Consider the following 16385-nt stretch of genomic DNA (forward strand, 5'->3'; position numbering starts at 1 on the left):
ATAAACAGGGCAAATCATGGCGAGACGTATTCTGGTCGTAGAAGATGAAGCTCCAATTCGTGAAATGGTCTGCTTCGTGCTCGAGCAAAACGGTTTTCAACCCGTAGAAGCCGAAGACTATGACAGTGCTGTGAACCAACTCAATGAACCCTGGCCGGATCTCGTCCTGCTTGACTGGATGCTACCCGGCGGCTCGGGCCTACAGTTTATTAAACATCTCAAGCGCGAAGCGATGACGCGGGATATTCCCGTAATGATGCTGACGGCGAGGGGAGAAGAGGAAGATCGCGTCCGGGGTCTGGAAACCGGCGCGGATGATTATATTACCAAGCCGTTTTCTCCCAAGGAGCTGGTGGCGCGTATTAAAGCGGTTCTGCGTCGTATTTCCCCCATGGCGGTGGAAGAGGTTATTGAGATGCAGGGGCTGAGCCTTGATCCAACCTCGCATCGCGTGATGACCGGCGAGGATCCGCTGGATATGGGGCCGACAGAATTCAAACTGTTGCACTTCTTTATGACCCATCCGGAACGCGTCTATAGCCGTGAGCAATTACTCAATCATGTCTGGGGTACCAACGTGTACGTGGAAGACCGGACAGTGGATGTGCATATCCGCCGCTTGCGTAAAGCGCTGGAGCACAGTGGACACGATCGTATGGTGCAGACAGTTCGTGGGACGGGATATCGTTTTTCGACCCGCTTCTGACTGACATGAATATGGGCCTGAGGGATTAGGCTGTTAATGGAGTAAGACGTTTGCTAGAACGATTGTCATGGAAAAGGCTGGTACTGGAGCTGATCCTCTGCTGCATACCGGCGTTTATCCTTAGTGCTTTTTTTGGTTACCTGCCCTGGTTTTTGCTGGCGTCGGTAACCGGCCTGCTTGTCTGGCATTTCTGGAATTTATTACGCTTGTCCTGGTGGTTATGGGTCGACAGAAGTATGACGCCGCCGCCGGGGCGTGGAAGTTGGGAGCCGTTGCTGTACGGGCTGCATCAAATGCAGCTGCGTAACAAAAAGCGCCGTCGGGAACTGGGTAATCTGATTAAACGTTTTCGCAGTGGAGCGGAATCGCTACCCGACGCGGTGGTGTTGACGACTGAAGAGGGCGGCATTTTCTGGTGCAACGGTCTGGCCCAGCAGGTTCTGGGACTGCGCTGGCCGGACGATAGCGGGCAAAATATTCTTAACCTGCTGCGCTACCCGGAGTTCACGCAATATCTGAAAACGCGTGATTTTAGTCGGCCAATCAATCTGGTGCTCAATACCGGACGGCATCTGGAAATTCGCGTGATGCCCTATACCGACAAGCAATTGCTGATGGTTGCGCGCGATGTAACCCAGATGCACCAACTGGAAGGTTCGCGGCGTAACTTTTTTGCCAACGCCAGCCATGAGTTGCGTACGCCGCTGACGGTGCTACAAGGTTATCTGGAAATGATGCAGGAGCATCCGCTGGAAGGAACGACGCGTGAAAAAGCGCTGCATACCATGCGTGAGCAAACGTACCGCATGGAAGGGCTGGTGAAGCAGTTGCTGACGCTGTCGAAAATAGAGGCCGCGCCAGCGCTGCTGCTCAATGAGAAGGTGGATGTGCCGATGATGCTGCGTGTGGTTGAACACGAGGCGCAAACGCTGAGTCAGAATAATCATACGTTTACTTTCGATATTGATAGCCACCTTAGCGTGCGCGGAAATGAGGAACAACTGCGTAGCGCGATTTCGAATCTTGTGTATAACGCGGTGAACCATACTCCCGCGGGTACGCACATCACCGTGCGCTGGCAGCATGTTGCCTCCGGGGCGGAATTTAGCGTGGAGGATAATGGGCCGGGTATTGCAGCGGAACATATTCCTCGTTTGACCGAACGCTTTTATCGCGTGGACAAAGCGCGATCCCGACAAACGGGTGGGAGTGGGCTAGGCCTGGCTATCGTGAAACATGCTCTGCATCATCACGATAGCCGCCTGAATATCGAAAGTACGCCAGGCAAAGGGACGCGATTTAGTTTTGTCATCCCGGAACGTTTAATGGCCAAAAGTAACGATTAACCCGTATTCGTAAGATAATCTTTCCAAAAGCCAGCGCGAGCTGGTTTTTTTATGTGGTCAATAGTTACATCCTGAATTTTGCGACGTTTGATTGTTTTTTGTTCGAACTATTACCCATACCTTTTTCCATGAAATGGTGTTTTGTGCTAATCCGAATTTTCATATCGCTATATTGTTCTGGTTTTTGGATCCCACCTTGCTTTAAAACGTTATAAGCGTTTAAATTGCGCTCCAGATGCTGTCATACCGACTGCATTTACGCGGTAAATCGAAAAACTATTCTTCGCCGCGCCAGGTCGGGAGTGTTTCCCGCTGGAATTGAGTAAAAATGCCGCTGTATTGTCCCCCAGGGAAAGGCAAAAATTTATTGTTTTCAACACCACATCCACAGGCTGTAAGACTTTATGACCCATCAGTTAAAATCGCGCGATATTATCGCTTTGGGATTTATGACATTTGCACTGTTCGTTGGTGCAGGTAACATCATCTTCCCCCCAATGGTTGGTTTGCAGGCAGGCGAACACGTCTGGACTGCGGCTTTTGGCTTTTTGATTACCGCCGTTGGTCTGCCGGTACTTACCGTTGTCGCGCTGGCGAAAGTCGGTGGCGGTGTGGACAGCCTGAGTACCCCTATCGGTAAGGTTGCTGGGTTGCTGCTGGCTACCGTTTGCTATCTGGCGGTTGGTCCATTGTTCGCGACGCCGCGTACCGCAACGGTCTCTTTCGAAGTCGGAATTGCGCCGCTGACCGGTGACTCTGCGCTGCCGCTGTTCATCTACAGCGTGGTCTATTTTGCGATTGTTATTCTGGTGTCGCTGTATCCGGGCAAACTGCTGGATACCGTCGGCAACTTCCTTGCTCCGCTGAAAATCCTGGCGCTGGTGGTACTGTCTGTCGCCGCGATTGTCTGGCCAGCAGGCCCGATCAGCAATGCGATGGAAGCCTATCAAACCGCAGCATTTTCGAATGGTTTCGTAAATGGCTATCTGACCATGGATACGCTGGGCGCGATGGTGTTTGGTATTGTTATCGTTAATGCCGCCCGTTCGCGTGGTGTGACCGAAGCGCGTCTGCTGACCCGTTACACCGTCTGGGCTGGCCTGATGGCGGGTGTGGGCTTAACGTTGCTGTATCTTGCGTTGTTCCGTCTGGGTTCCGATAGTGCGATTCTGGTCGATCAGTCTGCTAACGGCGCGGCGATTCTGCATGCTTATGTTCAGCACACCTTTGGTGGCGCAGGAAGCTTCCTGCTGGCGGCGCTGATTTTCATCGCCTGTCTGGTTACTGCGGTTGGCCTGACCTGTGCGTGTGCGGAGTTCTTTGCCCAGTACATTCCACTGTCTTATCGTACGCTGGTATTTATCCTCGGCGGCTTCTCGATGGTGGTCTCTAACCTGGGGCTGAGCCATCTGATTCAGATCTCTATTCCGGTGCTGACGGCTATCTATCCGCCATGTATCGCACTGGTTGTATTAAGTTTTACCCGCTCATGGTGGCATAATTCTTCCCGCGTCATTGCACCTGCGATGTTTATCAGCCTGATTTTTGGTATCCTTGATGGCATTAAAGCTTCTGCAATTGGCGACGTGTTACCGGCCTGGACCCAGCGTTTACCGCTGGCGGAACAAGGGCTGGCGTGGTTGATGCCAACAGTCGTGATGGTGATCCTGGCAATTATCTGGGATCGCGCCGCGGGTCGACAAGTGACCTCCAGCGCACACTAATCACTGACAATAAGTTTTAACCACGGGGCTATTAATATGGCCCCGTGGTTTTTTTATTGTGTTAACAGGTTAGGAATCGATGGAAAGTAATAACAAGCTAAAGCGTGGGCTGAGCACCCGGCACATTCGCTTTATGGCATTAGGTTCGGCAATTGGTACTGGGCTGTTTTACGGCTCGGCCGATGCGATCAAAATGGCGGGGCCGAGCGTGTTGCTGGCCTATATTATCGGTGGCGTTGCGGCATATATCATCATGCGCGCGCTGGGCGAAATGTCGGTACATAACCCTGCAGCCAGCTCTTTCTCGCGCTATGCGCAGGAAAACCTCGGGCCGTTGGCGGGTTACATTACCGGCTGGACCTACTGTTTTGAAATCCTGATTGTCGCTATTGCCGACGTCACTGCCTTCGGCATCTACATGGGGGTCTGGTTCCCGGCGGTACCGCATTGGATATGGGTACTCAGCGTGGTGCTGATTATTTGCGCCATCAACCTGATGAGCGTGAAGGTGTTTGGCGAGCTGGAGTTCTGGTTCTCGTTCTTTAAAGTCGCCACCATCATCATCATGATTGTCGCCGGTTTCGGCATCATCATTTGGGGCATTGGCAACGGCGGGCAACCTACCGGTATTCATAACCTGTGGAGTAACGGCGGCTTCTTTAGCAACGGCTGGCTCGGCATGGTGATGTCGCTACAAATGGTGATGTTCGCCTACGGCGGGATAGAGATTATCGGTATTACCGCAGGTGAAGCGAAAGACCCGGAAAAATCTATTCCGCGCGCTATCAATTCCGTACCGATGCGTATCCTGGTGTTTTACGTGGGGACGCTGTTTGTCATTATGTCTATCTATCCGTGGAACCAGGTTGGCACCGACGGGAGTCCGTTCGTCCTGACGTTCCAGCATATGGGCATTACCTTTGCCGCCGGGATCCTTAACTTTGTGGTCCTCACCGCATCGCTGTCGGCTATCAACTCTGACGTCTTCGGCGTGGGGCGTATGCTGCATGGTATGGCAGAGCAGGGGAGCGCACCGAAAATGTTCGCCAAGACGTCGCGTCGTGGCGTGCCATGGGTCACGGTGATGGTGATGACTATCGCCCTGCTGTTTGCGGTTTATCTTAACTACATCATGCCGGAAAACGTCTTCCTGGTGATCGCCTCTCTGGCGACCTTCGCCACGGTATGGGTGTGGATTATGATCCTGCTGTCGCAGATTGCCTTCCGCCGTCGTCTGCCGCCGGAAGAGGTCAAGGCGCTGAAATTTAAAGTACCAGGTGGGGTAACAACGACCGTTGTTGGCCTGATTTTCCTCGTCTTTATCATCGCGCTTATCGGCTACCATCCGGATACCCGTATTTCCCTGTACGTTGGTTTCGCGTGGATTGCCCTGCTGCTGGTGGGTTGGGTATTTAAACGCCGTCGCGAGCGTCAACTGGCTGAAGCGCAGTAATATTTTTGCCGGGTAGCCTGATGTTACCCGGCAATTTTCTCCTCCCCCAAGCTCCTCCCCCAATAAACGTTAAGATGATGAGTGATCCTGCTCTTTGCTATGGCAAGGTGGCTTCATTTTCATCAAAGGGGATACGTGATGTTGAACGCTTGGCACCTTCCGGTTGCCCCATTTGTTAAGCAAAACAAAGATCAACTGACGATTACATTATGGCTGGCGGGGGAAAATCCACCTCAGCGGGTGACGCTACGCGCAGAAAACGATAACGAAGAAATTTCGCTGGGTATGCACAAGCTGCGCAGCCAGCCGCAGCCGGGCGTAACCGCGTGGCGAGGGGCGATCGATCTTGCCAGCGGCCAACCGCGTCGGCGCTATAGCTTTAAATTATTGTGGCCCGATCGTCAGCTGTGGTTTACGCCGCAGGGATTCAGCCGTTTTCCGCCTGCGCGTCTGGAGCAGTTTGCTGTTGATGTGCCGGATAACGGTCCGCAGTGGGTAGCTGACCAGATTTTCTATCAGATTTTCCCGGACCGTTTTGCCCGCAGCCAGTCGCGTGAGTCGGCTCCAAACGTCTATTATCACCACGCAGCCGGGCATGACATTGTGCGTCGCGAGTGGGATGAACCGCTGACCGCTCAGGCCGGAGGATCGACATTTTATGGCGGCGATTTGGACGGCATCAGCGAAAAGCTGCCGTATCTGAAAACGTTAGGTGTCACGGCACTGTATCTGAACCCGGTGTTTACCGCCCCGAGCGTGCATAAATACGATACCGAAGATTACCGTCATGTTGATCCACAGTTTGGCGGCGACAACGCGCTGCTGCGCTTGCGCCATAACACGCAACAGCAGGGCATGCGTCTGATTCTTGACGGTGTTTTTAACCACAGCGGCGATTCGCACCCCTGGTTTGATCGGCATAACCGTGGGACGGACGGGGCATGTTACAACCCGGATTCCCCCTGGCGTGACTGGTATCATTTCTCTGCCGACGGTGTGGCGCTGGACTGGCTGGGCTATGCGAGTCTACCCAAGCTGGATTTTTGTTCGCCAAGCCTGATCAATGAAATTTATCGCGGGGAAGACAGTATCGTTCGCCACTGGCTGAAAGCGCCGTGGAGTATGGACGGCTGGCGTCTTGATGTCGTGCATATGCTGGGAGAGGGCGGCGGTGCGCGCAACAATCTGCACCATGTGGCGGGGATTTCGCAGGCGGCAAAAGAAACCCAGCCAGAGGCGTATGTGGTGGGTGAACACTTTGGCGATGCGCGTCAGTGGTTGCAGGCGGATGCTGAAGATGCCGCCATGAACTATCGCGGTTTTACTTTCCCCATCTGGGGATTTCTGGCCAATACTGATATCTCATACGATCCGCAATCTATTGATGCCCAAACCTGTATGGCGTGGATGGATAACTACCGCGCGGGTCTGTCGCATCAGCAGCAACTGCGGATGTTCAATCAACTCGACAGCCACGATACCGCCCGTTTTAAATCCTTGCTTGGCAAAGACGTGGCGCGTTTACCGCTGGCGGTGGTGTGGCTGTTTACCTGGCCAGGCGTGCCGTGTATTTATTACGGTGATGAGGTGGGGCTGGACGGCAATAACGATCCGTTCTGTCGTAAGCCGTTCCCGTGGCAAGCTGAAAAACAGGACACTACCTTGCTGGCGCTGTATCAGCGGCTGGCTAAATTACGCCATCAAAGCCAGGCGTTACGCCATGGCGGTTGTCAGGTGATTTACGCCGAGGATAACGTGGTGGTGTTTGTGCGGGTGCTCAACCGCCAGCGCGTGCTGGTGGCGATTAACCGTGGCCACGCCTGCGAAGTGGTCCTGCCAGTCTCGCCATTGCTGCGCGTCAGTCAATGGCTGCACAAAGAGGGTAACGGCCTGCTCGCTGACGATATCCTGACGCTGCCGGCGATCTCCGCCTCGGTGTGGATGGGTCATTGATACAAGCGCGCAATCTCCGGGCTTGCCAGCAGCGTTTCTCGCCACCAGCGCTGCGCCAGCCCATCGCGGCTGTTGCGCCATGCCATATAGGCCACATCTTTTTGGCGAAATGAGATGACCCTTTTTTCCACCAGTTCGCCTGTGGCAAGCCACGGGCTGGCAATGTGGCGGGGGAGAAACCCGCAGCCCATGCCAGCTCGCAATAACATCACTTTACTGTGGAAGTCATCCACACGAATCTGCGCCTGCTCCTCCATCAGGTTGGTTTGTAGCGGATGGCAAAAGCGGGCGCTGTCGCTGATAACAATGGCTCGATGCAGGCACAGTTGTTCGTTTGTCAGGTCATCCGGCGCGGCAGCCAGCGGATGCTCAGGTGCCACGACAAATACATTATCCAGCGTGCCGAGCATTTTGTAGGACCAGGCGGCTGAGGTTGGCGGTTCATTAATCGCCCCCAGAATGATGTCTGCTCCATTATGGGTCAGCTCCTCCCAGGATCCCGCCAGCGTATGGTGGGTGAAACTCAGACGGGTTTGCTTATTCAGCGTGTGAAATTGATCAATAATGGGCAACAGCGCGGCGAAAGGAAAAGAGTCGTCCAGCGCAATCGCCAGCTCTTTTTCCCAGCCAGAACTCAGCTGTACCGCCTGCTTTTCGAGATCTTTGGCCGCACTCAGCAGCAAACGTCCCTTTTCCAGCATCATCAGCCCGGTGTCGGTAAATTTCGCCCGATGCCCGGAGCGGTCAAGCAGCTCGATGTTCAAATCGCTTTCCAGCTTCTGAATCATATAGCTGAGTGCCGCAGGGGTTTTAAACAGCGATTCGGCTGCTGCGGCAAATGAACCCTGTTTGTCGAGTGCGTCGAGAATGAGCAAAACATCCAGATTGATGCGCATAAGCGGAAAATATCCTGAAAAATAAACCCTTCTGTTGTACCGAATGAAGAAAAACAATGCCAGTGAATAAATTAGATGAGTCAAGCGCATTTTTTTGATGTTGTTTAGGATATATCGCAACACAGAATTAATAGTTTCACAGGATGGTAAGTTTTCTTTAATAACTCGTTAGAAATTTCCCGCTATACTCAACAAGCTTTCTGATTCAGGATCCTGCTGCTGACGGCAGATACAGACCGTTGCCTTTTAACCTATTGATTAAGAAGGTATTTTATGTCTATTCGGGAACTGATTGACCCTCAAAACTCTACGCTGATTTTTATTGATCATCAGCCGCAAATGTCATTTGGTGTGGCAAATATTGATCGCCAGACTTTAAAAAATAATACCGTGGCATTAGCGAAAGCCGGCAAGATATTTAATGTTCCGGTGATTTATACATCTGTGGAAACAAAAAGTTTTAGCGGCTATATCTGGCCGGAATTGTTAGCGGTTCACCCTGATGTGAAACCTATTGAACGCACGTCTATGAACTCCTGGGAAGATGCGGCGTTTGTGAAGGCCGTGGAAGCGACCGGACGCAAAAAATTGATTATCTCCGCGCTGTGGACCGAAGTCTGCCTGACCTTCCCGGCGCTGATGGCGCTGGAAGCGGGTTATGAAGTGTATGTGGTGACCGATACTTCCGGCGGCACGTCTGTGGATGCCCACGAGCGTTCCATCGACCGGATGGTGCAGGCGGGCGCAGTCCCCGTAACCTGGCAACAGGTTCTTCTTGAGTACCAGCGCGACTGGTCCCGCAAAGAAACCTACGACGCCGTAATGGATCTGGTGCGCGAGCATAGCGGTGCCTACGGTATGGGCGTGGATTATGCTTACACCATGGTGCACGGCGCGCCGGAACGTAAAGCCTGAATACACGTCATCCTTCATGCTGCCTGAATGCATCGTTATAGATCTCGTGTATTGATATTGATGGCGGGCTATCCCGCCATTCTCCTTTAGCAAGGAATCCTTCATGGCGCAGAACAAACATGTGACGTTGGTGATTACCCATACCCTAAAGCCCGAGCAGGCGCAGCGGTATGAGCAGTGGCTGGGAAAAATCATGCCGGTGGCGGCCGAGTTTCCCGGCCATCTCGGGGCGAATGTGATTCGTCCTGCGGATGGCGAGAATCTGTGGAACATTATTATCCGCTTCGACACGCTGGAGCATCTGTACAACTGGACCCAGTCCGATACGCGCCGTGTGCTGGTGGAAGAGATAGCTCCGCTGCTGGCGGAAGGTGATAAAACCGAAATTCGTACCGAAGCGGCGTTTTGGTTTACGCCGCCCGCGCCCCATGTACGGCAACCCAGACGCTGGAAACAGTTCCTGATAACTCTGCTGGTGATTTTTCCCAGCACTAACCTGGTGCCGTGGTTGACCGGCATTGTGCTGCCTGCAATGAAGGGCTCGTTACTCCTGCATCTTATCAATGATGCGTGTGTGGTTGCGCTGGTGGTCTGGTTCTGGATGCCCATCGTAACCCGTCTGTTTGCCGGATGGCTGAAAAAAGCCTGACCGGTTTTTCAGGAGATTGTTATGTCGCAAACTGCCACACTGATTCTGACTCACGGAAAAATTCATACTCTCGACAGACAAAGCCCACAGGTCGAGGCGGTAGCGATCGCCAACGGGAAGATCCTGGCGACCGGTAACCACGATCGGATCATGAGCTTTGCCGCCGAAGGGACGCAGGTTGTCGATCTGCAAGGACATACGGTGATCCCCGGCTTGAATGATTCACACCTGCACCTGATTCGCGGTGGTCTGAATTACAACCTGGAACTGCGTTGGGAAGGCGTACCGTCGCTGGCGGATGCCCTACGCATGCTCAAAGAGCAGGCTGACAGAACGCCGTCGCCGCAATGGGTGCGTGTGGTGGGGGGCTGGAGCGAATTCCAGTTTGCCGAACGGCGCATGCCGACGCTGGAAGAACTGAATGAAGCCGCGCCAGATACCCCGGTATTTGTTCTGCATCTGTACGACAGAGCGTTACTGAATCGCGCGGCGCTGAAAGCCGTTGGCTACACCAAAGCGACGCCGGGCCCGGCTGGCGGCGAGATTGTGCGTGATAGCAACGGCAACCCGACTGGAATGCTGATCGCCAAACCCAACGCCATGATCCTTTATTCGACGCTGGCGAAAGGGCCAAAGCTGCCGCTGGAAATGCAGGTCAATTCGACCCGCCAGTTTATGCGTGAGCTGAACCGCCTGGGACTGACCAGCGCTATTGATGCGGGCGGCGGCTTCCAGAACTACCCGGAAGATTATGAGATCATTGAGCAGTTGCACACCAATAAACAGATGACGGTGCGCATAGCCTACAACCTGTTTACTCAGCGTCCGAAGCAGGAGCTGGAGGACTTTGAACGCTGGACCGATATGCTCAAGCCTGGACAGGGCACCGACTTCTATCGTGCCAATGGGGCAGGAGAAATGCTGGTCTTCTCGGCGGCGGATTTTGAAGACTTCCTGCAACCACGCCCGGATCTGCCGGAAGGTATGGAAGATGAGCTGGAACGCGTGGTGCGACACCTGGTGGAGCATCGTTGGCCGTTCCGTCTGCATGCTACCTATGATGAATCCATCAGCCGCATGCTGGATGTGTTTGAGAAGGTAAATCGCGATATCCCGTTCAATGGTCTGCACTGGTTCTTCGATCACGCCGAAACGATTACCGAACGCAATATCGAGCGCGTAAAAGCGCTGGGCGGCGGGATCGCGGTTCAGCACCGAATGGCGTTCCAGGGCGAATATTTTGTCGATCGCTATGGCAAAGACGCGGTCAAACATACGCCGCCGGTGGCGAAAATGCTGGCGGCTGATGTGCCGGTAGGGCTGGGGACTGACGCCACCCGCGTGGCCAGTTATAACCCGTGGACCGCACTCTACTGGCTGGTTTCGGGCCGCACCGTTGGCGGCATGGCGATGTACGATGATAACAATCGTCTGCCGCGCGACGTGGCGCTGGAACTGTGGACGGCCGGTAGCGCCTGGTTCTCCAGCGAACAGGGAAAGAAAGGGCGCATCGAGAAAGATCAACTGGCCGACCTGGTGGTGCTGTCTAAAGACTATTTCAGCGTGCCGGAAGAAGAGATCAAAGGCATCGAGTCGGTGATGACTATTGTCGATGGCAAAGTGGTGTACGCAGCCGGGCATTTCACTCCGCTGGCACCGCCAGCCATTCCGGTAGTGCCCGACTGGTCGCCGGTGGTGACGGTGCCGGGGCATTATCGCTCAGCGCCGCCGATTGCCGCGAAAGTTGGGGCGATGGTGCAGATGCACCAGTGCTGCGGCAGCTGCGGCGTACACGGTCATCAGCATGATATCGCGCGTAAGTCGGGGATCGCGGTGTCGGACGATCGGGCTTTCTGGGGCGCGCTTGGCTGTTCCTGCTTCGCGTTTTAATCCCTCCTCACAGCCCCTGGCCAAACGCAGGGGCTGATTGTATTTTCTGAAAAGCGGGTCATAGTGTTAACAGATATGGCACAGCTGCAACAATTTGTGTCATTCTGCACTGTCTTTACACAGTGAAGGTGGAAACATGGATGAGCTGCTAACCCTTGGCTGCATTGTTTTATTCTTCGCGTTGGTGGTGGTTCCTGGCCTCGCGATCGTGGCATACAGACGCAGTGCCGCGGTACGTTCTGAGCTGGCGGCCTTGCGCCGTCGGGTAGAGGAACTTGAGCTGCGCGGTGTGGCGCCAGAGTCTGTGGCACAGGCCACCGCCGATGCGCCAACGGCTGCAACAAAGAGTGTTCCTGTCGATGCGCCAACGTCTGCGATTAGCAGCGTGGCACTCGAACCTGACACTGAGCCGACCCTTGAACCTGTTAGCCCATGGTCTTCACAGCAAAAGCCGGATAAGGCGGTAGTTTCAACGCCTAACGTCGGGCGGCCTTCTGCTTTTGGCGGGGTGATGTCATCGCTGGTGCGCTGGTTTATGCAGGGCAATCCGTTGGCAAAACTCGGTATATTGCTCCTGTTCCTGGGGCTTTCTTTCCTGCTGCGTTACACCGTCGAACATTCTCTGTTTCCGCTTGAGCTGCGCCTGGTGGCGGCTGCGCTGTTTGCTATTGTCCTGTTGGCGCTGGGCTGGCGGTTGCGGCATAAGCAACCGGTCTACGCGCTGATCCTTCAGGGCGGAGCTACGGGAGCACTCTATCTCACCGTCTTTGGCGCGTTCCGGCTGTGGCAAATGCTGCCAATGACGCTGGCATTTGCGCTGCTGGTGGCGATTTGCGCGGCGAGCGTGGGCCTGGCTATTTTGCAAAAGGCACTGAGTCTGGCGATGCTGGCAAGCCTTGGCGGTTATCTCGCGCCGCTGCTGCTTTCCTCCGGCGGCGGCAGCCATGTCGCGCTCTTCTCTTTCTATCTACTGCTGTCGGTCGGTATTCTCGCTATCAGCATCTGGCAGCACTGGCGGGAGCTGAATCTGCTCGGCCTGTTATTTACCTTTGGTGTCGGCGGTTTGTGGGGGCTGGAGGACTATCGACCTGAGTATTACCTGAGCTGCCAACTGTTCCTGATCGCCAACACCCTTATTTTTGGTGTGCTGAGCGTGGCGCTGTCGCTTCGGGCGCAGGAGAAAGGCAAACAGATTATTGATGGCGTCCTGCTGTTTGCCCCTCCGCTGGTAGGTTTTGGCATGCAGTATGCCATTACCCGGCATATGGCATATGGTCCAGCGCTCAGCGCGCTGGGCTACGGTGGTTTCTATCTGGTGTTGGCGACGCTGGCTTTGCGGCGTTGGTCTTCTCTGGGGAGACCTCTGGTATTGTCCGCCCTGGCGCTCGGTGGCGCATTTACTACTCTGGCTATCCCGTTGGCGCTTTCAGCCCGTTGGACGGCGATGGCCTGGTCGCTGGAGGGACTTGGGATCCTCTGGCTGGGTATCCAACAGCAGCAGCGACGCATGAGTTATAGCGGTACGGCGCTGCTCGTGCTGGCCGTGGGTAGCGCGCTATGGGCACTGGCTAACGGCACAACTGCGCTCTCAGTGATGCTGATATTTGCCGTGCTTAGCCTCAGTTGGCTGGCTGCCGCATGGCTATGGCGCAACATTCGCCTACAGGGCAGCTGGGGGCTACTCGCGGGTGGTTTGCTTTTCTGGATCATTGCACTCGTTGCGGTATCGCAGCTCGTCCTGAAGCAGGAACGGTGGGTGCTGTCTGGCGTGTTGGCATTAATGGCGGTATCGGTCTGGGGCTGGCGAACAATTGCGGGTCGCCTGGCATGGCGGGAGCTGGACGCCAGTAAATGGCTGTTGTGGCCGACGATGCTGGTGATGCTGATGTATCAGATCTCTTTGCAGCAGATTTTTGCTGCGGGCTGGCCGAATCTGGCCTGGTGCGCGGCGCTAATTGTTGCAGTGCTGCTGCTCTGGCGTGACGCACCTATATTACCGCCAACGCTTTCCCGGTTGGCGCATTTGTCGTTCTTCTGGATGATTGTACTGGCACTGGCGGTTGAGCTGTTCTGGTTCGCACAGGCGCTACCGTGGGGGAGAGCCGCGTGGGGTAGCGGCCTGATGATGGCGGCTGGCGGGTTGCTGATTTTTCTGGTTTATCAAGCTGTTAATCGACAGATCTGGCCGTTTCGCATCTGGCCGGCACTCTATTCTGTTCAGGCGATGACTCCCGTTGCGCTGGTGCTGTTCGGCCTGCTCGTACTGACGAATTTACAGGATGGCGTGGTTTATCATCAGACGTATCTGCCGTTGCTCAACCCGCTGGAAGAGGGCGCTGCTTTTGCCCTGCTCGGGTTGGTCGTGTTTTATCGCGCGTCTGAACGCTATTTCCCGGTGCAGCTTGCGGTGTGCCGCCCATGGCCGGTTGTGGCGCTGATGGCGCTCGGCTTTTGGTGGCTTAATGGTTTACTGCTGCGCGCCTTGTCCTGGTATGGCGACATTGCGTGGAATGTACACGCCCTATGGGATTCGCGGTTGATTCAAACCTGTTTTGCTCTGTTCTGGATGCTGGCGGCATTGGTGGTGATGATGCGGGCAACCCGGCGTCGATCGCGCCAGGAATGGCTGTGTGGCGCCGTTTTGCTGGGGATAGTCATTATTAAACTGATGCTGGTGGACAGCGCGGGAGGCGGCGGCCTGGCGCGTGCGGTCGCGTTTATCGGCGTGGCCATTCTGGTGCTGATTATCGGGTATTTTTCACCCTTACCGCCCAAAGCTGGAGAAGAAAAATGAAATGGATTAAAGCGGTTCTCTGGAGTGTTCTGCTAGGCGCGACAGGTGCGACGTGGGGGAGTAATACGGTTACAGAGGCGCCAGCAGACTACGCGAAGGGCGTGAAGCTATTAACGCTGGGTTCAGAGCAATGGTATAGCCTCCCTCTGCCATTAGAAGTATACCACGAGGCGGTCTGGCCGGACTTACGTGATATCAGAGTGTTCAACCGTCAGGGCGATGTGGTGCCTTTCACGCTACTGGCAGAAAAAGCGCAGGCAACGTCCCCCAGAACGATTCCTCTGCGCCTTTTTCCGTTTGATTCTACGGCACAACCGGTGACGCCAAAGCACGATGATGAAAGACCAGCGGTCCTGCTTCGTTCTAAAAATGGCATTGAAATTCGCTTTGAAAGTGAAAACCTGCAATCCATCGGGCAGAGTTATTTAATCGCCTTGCCAGACGATGTCAAAGAGACGCCATCGCTGTCCCAGTTGCGTTTGAACTGGGATGCGCCTGCGAAAAACTGGCAGGGAACGGCATCGCTTTATTACAGCCGTGATTTGCGTGACTGGAGGTTGATTACAGGAAACGCGCCGCTGATGGATCTGACGCATAGCGACGACCGGTTGAAAATGGACACCTTAGGCGTCGATGATTTGCGCATGTCTGCTGATGGTGTCCCCTGGCTGTTGCTGATTCTTGATTCGCAAAGCCCTGCGTTAAATCTGACCGGCGTGAGTGCGATAACCCGTGAGGAGCCTCCGCTTACCCGGCCTGTTTCGATGGATGCTGAAGCGGAGAAAATTGCCGAAAACCAGGCGATTTGGCGATGGTCCAGGCCGCAACCGTTGACCTCATTAAAGATTTCACTGGATAACGAAGGCGTATTGCCGGTTGAACTTGAATGGCGTAAGGGAGAAAAAGACGCCTGGCAGCCTTTAACCCGAACGGTTCTCTACAATCTGGAAAATCAGTATTCGGATGATATTCCGCTCTCCGGCGAGTTAGTTGAGGCGGTACGGATGACGACGCTTCAGGCGCGTTTGCCCGACACCTTACCCGTACTGAGAGGGATGCGCGACAGCTATAAAGTGATTTTTAACGCGCAAGGCCAAAGCCCGTTTATTCTGGCATGGGGTAACAAAGCGGCAGAACCCGCGAGCGTCAGTCTGGCGATGCTGATCCCGGAGGCGTTACGTAAGCACAACGATCCTGACAAAATGCCACAGGCATTGGAGGATGAACCGGTTACTCTGGGCGGTGAGGGGCGGCTGACGGCAACGTCAGTCGCTGAGCAACAAAGCCAGTGGAAAACGCTATTGGTGTGGGGGGCGTTAATCCTTGGCGTCGCCGTACTGGCGCTGATGGCGTGGCGAATCTGGCGTGAAGTGAAAAAGGGTAATTCGACATAAAACAATAAAAAAGGCCCGCATTTGCGGGCCTCTTACGATTCTTGCCAATTACAGGCTGGAAACGTTCTCGGTCAGGTATTTTGCAACGCCGTCTGGAGACGCGTTCATACCTTCTTTCCCTTTTTCCCACTGCGCCGGGCAAACGTCGCCGTGCTCTTCGTGGAACTGCAGTGCGTCAACCATACGCAGCATTTCGTCGATGTTACGACCCAGCGGCAGATCGTTAACCACCTGGTGACGAACAACGCCGTTAGCGTCGATCAGGAAAGAACCACGCAGAGCAACGCCCGCTTCCGGGTGCTCGATGCCGTAGGCTTTCTGGATTTCGCGTTTGATGTCAGCAACCATTGCGTATTTCACCGCACCGATGCCGCCTTTGTCGACAGGGGTGTTACGCCATGCGTTGTGGACAAATTCAGAGTCGAAAGAAACGCCAACAACTTCAACGCCGCGCTTCTGGAATTCTTCGTAACGTTTGTCGAATGCGATCAGTTCAGACGGGCAAACGAAGGTGAAGTCCATCGGCCAGAAGAACAGAACGGTGGTTTTACCGTTGGTATGCTGTTTGAAGTTGAAGTTTTCAACGATCTCACCGCTACCCAGTACCGCAGCTGCTGTGAAATCCGGAGCCTGACGAGTTACCAGTACCATATAATTCTCCTGCA

The 16385-nt window shown here is 54.5% G+C and carries 12 protein-coding genes; 10 read left to right on the forward strand and 2 right to left on the reverse strand.

Features of this window, described 5'->3' with window-relative positions; all coding sequences use genetic code 11:
• Window positions 1–16 precede the first annotated feature (16 nt).
• The 5 genes from phoB (at window position 17) to malZ (ending at window position 7182) form a co-directional block, all read left to right on the forward strand.
• Complete coding sequence (phoB, locus tag ACVXHP_RS19280; RefSeq protein ID WP_003021496.1) at window positions 17–706, forward strand: phosphate response regulator transcription factor PhoB; 690 nt, start codon at window positions 17–19, stop codon at window positions 704–706.
• Between the two features lie 50 nt (window positions 707–756).
• The gene (gene phoR / locus ACVXHP_RS19285) at window positions 757–2052 is read left to right on the forward strand and encodes a phosphate regulon sensor histidine kinase PhoR (RefSeq protein WP_200007768.1); all 1296 of its coding nucleotides are present in this window, start codon (window positions 757–759) and stop codon (window positions 2050–2052) included.
• A gap of 404 nt (window positions 2053–2456) precedes the next feature.
• Window positions 2457–3776: a branched-chain amino acid transporter carrier protein BrnQ gene (gene brnQ, locus ACVXHP_RS19290; RefSeq protein WP_200007766.1), complete on the forward strand. Its 1320-nt coding sequence runs from the start codon at window positions 2457–2459 to the stop codon at window positions 3774–3776.
• A gap of 79 nt (window positions 3777–3855) precedes the next feature.
• On the forward strand, window positions 3856–5229 hold the full coding sequence (gene proY, locus ACVXHP_RS19295) for a proline-specific permease ProY (protein ID WP_006685749.1): 1374 nt from the start codon (window positions 3856–3858) through the stop codon (window positions 5227–5229).
• Between the two features lie 138 nt (window positions 5230–5367).
• Window positions 5368–7182: a maltodextrin glucosidase gene (malZ, locus tag ACVXHP_RS19300; RefSeq protein WP_447572041.1), complete on the forward strand. Its 1815-nt coding sequence runs from the start codon at window positions 5368–5370 to the stop codon at window positions 7180–7182.
• On the opposite strand, the gene ACVXHP_RS19305 is transcribed toward malZ, so the two are convergent.
• Window positions 7176–8078, reverse strand: a complete 903-nt coding sequence (locus ACVXHP_RS19305) for a LysR family transcriptional regulator (RefSeq protein WP_200007762.1) — start codon at window positions 8076–8078, stop codon at window positions 7176–7178. The genes malZ and ACVXHP_RS19305 overlap by 7 nt on opposite strands.
• 273 nt (window positions 8079–8351) lie before the next feature.
• Here ACVXHP_RS19305 and ACVXHP_RS19310 point away from each other — a divergent pair, with 273 nt between their 5' ends.
• From ACVXHP_RS19310 to ACVXHP_RS19330, 5 genes are all read left to right on the forward strand, one after another.
• Window positions 8352–8993 carry a hydrolase gene (locus ACVXHP_RS19310; protein WP_003021513.1) on the forward strand — a complete coding sequence of 214 codons (642 nt, stop codon included), beginning with the start codon at window positions 8352–8354 and terminating at the stop codon, window positions 8991–8993.
• 103 nt (window positions 8994–9096) lie between these two features.
• Complete coding sequence (locus ACVXHP_RS19315; RefSeq protein WP_304696783.1) at window positions 9097–9642, forward strand: antibiotic biosynthesis monooxygenase; 546 nt, start codon at window positions 9097–9099, stop codon at window positions 9640–9642.
• A 21-nt stretch (window positions 9643–9663) separates the two neighbouring features.
• Window positions 9664–11532 (forward strand): amidohydrolase, encoded by a 1869-nt coding sequence (locus tag ACVXHP_RS19320; RefSeq protein ID WP_447572042.1) that lies wholly within the window; start codon window positions 9664–9666, stop codon window positions 11530–11532.
• A gap of 136 nt (window positions 11533–11668) precedes the next feature.
• Window positions 11669–14326 carry a DUF2339 domain-containing protein gene (locus ACVXHP_RS19325; RefSeq protein ID WP_447572043.1) on the forward strand — a complete coding sequence of 886 codons (2658 nt, stop codon included), beginning with the start codon at window positions 11669–11671 and terminating at the stop codon, window positions 14324–14326.
• Window positions 14323–15720, forward strand: coding sequence for a DUF3999 domain-containing protein (locus tag ACVXHP_RS19330; protein ID WP_447572044.1), 1398 nt, complete (start codon window positions 14323–14325; stop codon window positions 15718–15720). Before ACVXHP_RS19325 ends, ACVXHP_RS19330 begins: the two co-directional genes overlap by 4 nt.
• A 48-nt stretch (window positions 15721–15768) precedes the next feature.
• Here the strand turns inward: ACVXHP_RS19330 and ACVXHP_RS19335 are convergent, their stop codons facing one another.
• Window positions 15769–16371, reverse strand: coding sequence for a peroxiredoxin (locus tag ACVXHP_RS19335; protein ID WP_003021524.1), 603 nt, complete (start codon window positions 16369–16371; stop codon window positions 15769–15771).
• Between the last annotated feature and the right edge of the window lie 14 nt (window positions 16372–16385).

The sequence above is a fragment of the Citrobacter freundii complex sp. 2025EL-00176 genome (genome assembly GCF_053309355.1).